Here is a 4910-nt window from a genome sequence, read left to right on the forward strand (position 1 = left end):
TTCCGCTTGGTGGAATGTATGGGAGACGCGGCATAAGGCGCTGCCGCGAAGCGGACGCGCCAACCCATCGTGCACTCGTCATCCTTGCCGCAATGCCGCTTGAATCCCCGGCCGCTGCCTGCGAAAATCGATCGGACCGGCTCCCGGGGGACTTTCAGACGTGACCAGCAAGCAACCTCTTGATCTGCATGATGTCCTGGAAGGACGGGTCGGTGGGGCGGTGATTGGCCAGCAGCAGATCGGAATAGCCGATGATCGCGGTCAGCACATTGTTGAAGTCATGGGCGACGCCGCCGGCCAGTTGGCCGACCGCCTGCATTTTCTGCGACTGGTGCAATTGTTCTTCGCGGTTGCGCTCTTCGGTGGTGTCGAGTGCGAAAATCACCGCGCCGCGCTGGTCGGCCTCCTCGTTGGGGGTGACGAAAAGCCGCGCCGAGCGCTGCGAACCGGCCAGCGCCGCATCGATTGGCGCATTGTCTTCACCGCCGCTGGCGGCGACGGCGATGGCGCCCTGCAAGGCGGCGCGATGGGTTTCCTCGACGCCATTGGCGATCAGGCGGCGCCCGCCGATATCCTTCAGCGCGCCGGGCAGGAGCCTGGCGAAGGCGGCGTTGGAGCGCAGGATGGCGCCGTCGGGCTCGACGGTGGCGATCGCCATCGGCGTCGAATTGAAGAAGCGGGCGAAGCGCACTTCCGCGGCGCGCGCCTCTTCCGCCGGTTCGCCGCCGGGGGCGCGGTTGAGCGCCAGGGTGCGCGAGGCGCCGGGCGCGCCGTCATGGCCATAGGCGATGCGATGCAGCAGGCGCACCGGCAGGCGCAAGCCGTCGCGGCGGCGCAGGTCGAGATCGATCTGCTCGGTGCGCACCGTGCTCGGCGGCCCCATGCCGGACGACAGCAGCGCCACGGCGTCGCCGACGACGATGTCGTGCAGGGCGAGTCCGCCCGAGCCAACCTGGGCGAGATCGAAATCCAGCCAGTCGGCCAAAGTGGCGTTCATGTAAGAGATGTTGCCGTTGGGATCGGTGGAGAAAAAGCCGGCCGGCGCGTGATCGAGAAAATCGATGGCGTGCTGCAATTCCTGGAAGACGTTTTCATGCCGCTCGCGCTCGCGGGTGACGTCGGAAATGGTCCATAACGTGGCGGCGGCGCCGGCGGCTCGATCGATCGGACGGACGCGGATACGATACCAGCCGACCGCGCCCTCGCCGAGCAGCGGCGGGGTCAGGCGCAATTCCTCGGCGCCGCGCTTGTGGTCGCGCGCCGCCTGCGCCAGGCGATAAAGCGGCTCGGAGACTTCCGGCGCGCCGGAAAACAGCCGGTCCACCGTGCGCAGGCCCGAGGCGTCGGCGGCGCCGGACAGGGCCATATAGGTTTCGTTGGCGTAGACGATGCGCGACTCGCCCTCGGTGACGATCATGCCGTCGGGGCTGGTGTCGGCGACGATCTTGGTGACGTCGTTGCGCGCCTGGGCGCCGGACAGTTGCAAGAAGCCGACGGCATAGGCGAGAAGCGCGGAAATGCCGATGAAAGCGAGAAAGGCGAGAAGGCCGAGGATGAACTTCGTCGCCTGTTCCTGCGGCAGGAAGGAAAAGGCGGCCATCGCAGCCACCAGACAGACGGCGAGCAGCAGCACCAATCCCGGATTGCCGGCGCGCTCCGACCGGTCGACACTGGAATGGGAGGGTATCTGGCTCAATCGACTGCCTTTGCAAAATGTCGGCGACGCGTGCCGTTCTAACGTAACGATTTTAAGGATTCGCCGCCTGGTTGGAAGGATAATGTCATCACTGCGCCATTTTTGCGTGTTCGCGCGTTAACCAAACATTAACCTTTCTTGCGCAAGGCCCCCCACCTTGCGTTATAGATAGGGTTGAACGGTTACAAGAAACTGGAGGCGGGCTGCGCCCATGCCGACTTTTTTACAAGATAACAAAATGCTCGCCTGGATTCTGGCCGCCATCGCCTTTGGCGTCGCCATTGTCCTCATTCTCAAAATCATCGAGATCGCCGTCGATCTCCGCCGGCGCATACCGAGCGGCTCTCGTTCGCGGCAATTGCGGCTCGGCTTCGTCGAAACCTTCGATCTGGACGGCGAGCGGCAACTGCTGCTGGTGCGACGCGACAATGTCGAGCATCTGCTGATGATCGGCGGTCCCAACGACGTGCTGGTCGAATCGGGCATAGTTCGCGTCGAGCCGCGGGAAGCGCGCGCGCCTCGCTCCACCGAACTCGCCGCCCAGGCGGGCGGGCAGGGCGCCACGCCGGTCCAAGCCCCGTCGCCCGGCTGGATACCCGCGCCGCCGCCGGCCCCCTTGCCCGCGCCCGCGCCGGAAGTGGCCGCCGCCATCGAGATGGCGATCGCCGAGGCTCGCCCGGAGCTTGCCCACAGGCCGGCGCCGACGCCTGCGCCGCGCAGCGCCGAGCCGGCGCCCGAAACCGCCCCGCCGCCGGCCCCCGAAACGGCGCCGCCGGTGGCTTCGAAGCCGGAGGGGGCGCCGACTGCCGCGCCGGAACGCCCGGCGCCGCGTTTCCCCTTGCCGCCAAGAGTCGGTCCTGCTGTCGGTCCTGCTGTTGGTCCTGCTGTCGGTCCCGGCGCCGGAGCGGGCAGGCCGCTTGGCCCGATGCCGCCGCCGCGCTTCACGCCGCCCCAGGGCTTCACCCCGGCAGGCTCGGGACAGAAAGGCGAGGCCCAGCCGCCGCGGCCCCGTTTCGTGATGCCGCCGATCGCCCGTCGCGCCACTCCCGTCGCGCCGCCCACGCCGCCGCAGACCACGCCGCCGCCACCCGCAGTTGAAACGCCTCCGCCTCCGCCAGCCGTCGACCCGGCCGAGCAGCCCCATCCGGCCGAGCCGCCGCATCCGGTCGCGCCGAAGCCCGATCTCGTATTGCCGCCCGAACCTGTTCCGGCGACGCCGCAAGAGCCCGCGCCTGAACCGTCATTCGACGCCGATTTCGAGCCGCTGGAGTCCTTGGAAGAGGAAATGGCTAAACTGCTCGGCCGTCCTTTAAACAAATAAAACCGCGGCGAGGCCGCGGTCTGAAAGACTCAAAATACAATGCGCCGCGCCGGTTAGCCGGGGCGGCGTTTTTGGATGTTTTAATTTTACGTGGCGTAATCAATCGTCGCGATAGACTCTTTCGCGGCGCTCGTGGCGTTCCTGCGCCTCGATCGACAGGGTGGCGATGGGGCGGGCGTCGAGCCGTTTCAGCGCAATCGGATCGCCGGTCTCCTCGCAATAGCCGTAGGTTCCGTCGTCGAGCCTGCCGATGGCGGCGTCGATCTTGGAAATCAGCTTGCGCTGGCGGTCGCGGGCCCGCAGTTCGATGGCGCGGTCGGTTTCCGAAGAGGCGCGATCGGCGATATCGGCGTGATTCTCGCTCTCGGTCTGCAGCGCGGCGAGGGTCTCGCGCGCCTCCTGCAGGATTTCCTCTTTCCAGCTCAACAGCTTACGCCTGAAATAATCCCTTTGACGCTCATTCATGAACGGTTCGTCTTCGGACGGGCGGTAGGTTTCCGTTTGAGTGGCCGAGGCCATGATTCCAATTCTCCCCTGCGAGAAGCGCGGCCCTTATATATCGCGACGTTGACGGCGACAATGGCTGTCGTCGAGGTTCCTGTGCGTGGAAACACGCAGATGGCCGTCAAGTTCGAGTATTGAGCGAATATTCCGCCGCATTGGCGCGAGGAATGCGCCGACCGCGACCTGTGCGGCCGACGAAAATTGATTTAGATCAACGGTTTTCTGACTTGTGCGTTTCTTACCTGGCGGGGCGCGGGCGGCTTTGTGGGCGACCGCGATCAGCGGAGGCGCGGCCCGACGTCGGTCGGGCGGGAAAAAGGCTCGAAGCGCATGGCGAAGCGTTGGCCAGCCGCCAGGTCGATGCAAACAAGGAAGGGGATAAGGCCATCGCCGCGTTGCAGCGATGCTGTCCAGCAGGCGTCGGCGCCTGGATCGGCGCAGCGGGACGAGGAGGGGCGGGGCCCCAGGACTTTCGGCGCCAGGACTTCCGGCGCCAAAACCGTCGCGGGCCGGAACAAGGGCGCGAACAGCGACTGGATGAAACTGACTCCTGCTTCCGCCGGCGATCTGGCGTCAAAACGTGGCCTGTTGATCATTCGTCCGTCCTCCTTCTGCTTGGTGATCAGGATAGGGGTGTAAATTTTTCAATCAAGATGGTTAATTTACAATTCATATTGTTATGCACAGGTTTTGAAATGTAAAGATTTCGTTCGTAAATTTCTCGTGATTGCGCTAAAATTTCCGCACTAACCCGTCCGTTTACTTTATGTTCTAATTTAGCCGATTGGCCGGACTGGCGTAGAAGGAAAAGCGATGAGCGCGACTTTCGAGCAGAACGCGGAATTCATGGCATTGGCGGCGCGCGAGGCGCGCGAGGAAGCCCGGCGGCTGCTGGCCAGAATCGAAATCATCATTGCCGGCCTCACCGCCAAGGATCCCGCCGCGGGGCTCGATTTGCGGCGCATGGCGGTGGAGTTCCTGGTCGCCGCCGGCGACGCCCAGGGATCGGGCCTGGCGCGGCGCGGCGACAGCCATCTTTCCGTCGTCGGGCGGGCGTCCAACGATCGCACGGGCGAAATCGAGGCGATGATCGTCGAATTGCTGGAAGGCGAGACCGGCGGCATGCATGTCGACGCCGTTTTCGAACTTCTTTGTGAAATGGGCTTTGAAATTACGAAAGGTAATCTTTCTGTAAAATTACACCGAATGATCAAGGGCGGCCGGCTGATCTCCACCGCGCGCGGTTTCTACGCGCTCTCGACCATGGAGCGGGCGCGGCGGCCGGCAAGCTGAACCGGGGAGGGCTAGGGCGTGTGGACACTTGTCGCATCGTCCGGGATTTGGGCGAAATGAGGCGGATGGCAGGAGCAAGGCGAAGCCAATATCGAG

Annotated in this window: 5 protein-coding genes; 2 read left to right on the top strand and 3 right to left on the bottom strand. The window is 64.6% G+C overall.

The window, feature by feature from the left end; translation table 11 throughout:
- Positions 1 to 154: 154 nt before the first annotated feature.
- Positions 155 to 1696: a PAS domain-containing protein gene (locus ACLP2E_RS13390; RefSeq protein WP_442466218.1), complete on the bottom strand. Its 1542-nt coding sequence runs from the start codon at positions 1694 to 1696 to the stop codon at positions 155 to 157.
- Positions 1697 to 1934: 238 nt separating this feature from the next.
- Between ACLP2E_RS13390 and ACLP2E_RS13395 the strand changes: the two genes are divergently transcribed.
- Entirely contained in the window at positions 1935 to 3017 is a 1083-nt protein-coding gene (locus ACLP2E_RS13395; protein WP_442466219.1) for a hypothetical protein, read from the top strand.
- A 99-nt stretch (positions 3018 to 3116) separates the two neighbouring features.
- Here the strand turns inward: ACLP2E_RS13395 and dksA are convergent, their stop codons facing one another.
- Together dksA and ACLP2E_RS13405 are read right to left on the bottom strand one after the other, a co-directional pair.
- Positions 3117 to 3536 carry an RNA polymerase-binding protein DksA gene (gene dksA / locus ACLP2E_RS13400; protein ID WP_442462381.1) on the bottom strand — a complete coding sequence of 140 codons (420 nt, stop codon included), beginning with the start codon at positions 3534 to 3536 and terminating at the stop codon, positions 3117 to 3119.
- A 263-nt stretch (positions 3537 to 3799) separates the two neighbouring features.
- Positions 3800 to 4117 carry a hypothetical protein gene (locus tag ACLP2E_RS13405; protein ID WP_442466220.1) on the bottom strand — a complete coding sequence of 106 codons (318 nt, stop codon included), beginning with the start codon at positions 4115 to 4117 and terminating at the stop codon, positions 3800 to 3802.
- Between the two features lie 217 nt (positions 4118 to 4334).
- Here ACLP2E_RS13405 and ACLP2E_RS13410 point away from each other — a divergent pair, with 217 nt between their 5' ends.
- Positions 4335 to 4814, top strand: coding sequence for a hypothetical protein (locus tag ACLP2E_RS13410; RefSeq protein ID WP_442462383.1), 480 nt, complete (start codon positions 4335 to 4337; stop codon positions 4812 to 4814).
- Positions 4815 to 4910: the final 96 nt, after the last annotated feature.

This window comes from Rhodoblastus sp., assembly GCF_052145335.1.
GTDB lineage: Bacteria > Pseudomonadota > Alphaproteobacteria > Rhizobiales > Beijerinckiaceae > Rhodoblastus.

What these genes read in the sequence shown, in the direction of transcription:
- ACLP2E_RS13395 (WP_442466219.1), top strand. Translation starts at nt 1,935, where the DNA reads ATGCTCGCCTGGATTCTGGCCGCCATCGCCTTTGGCGTCGCCATTGTC.
- dksA (WP_442462381.1), bottom strand. Translation starts at nt 3,536, where the DNA reads ATGGCCTCGGCCACTCAAACGGAAACCTACCGCCCGTCCGAAGACGAA.
- ACLP2E_RS13405 (WP_442466220.1), bottom strand. Translation starts at nt 4,117, where the DNA reads ATGATCAACAGGCCACGTTTTGACGCCAGATCGCCGGCGGAAGCAGGA.
- ACLP2E_RS13410 (WP_442462383.1), top strand. Translation starts at nt 4,335, where the DNA reads ATGAGCGCGACTTTCGAGCAGAACGCGGAATTCATGGCATTGGCGGCG.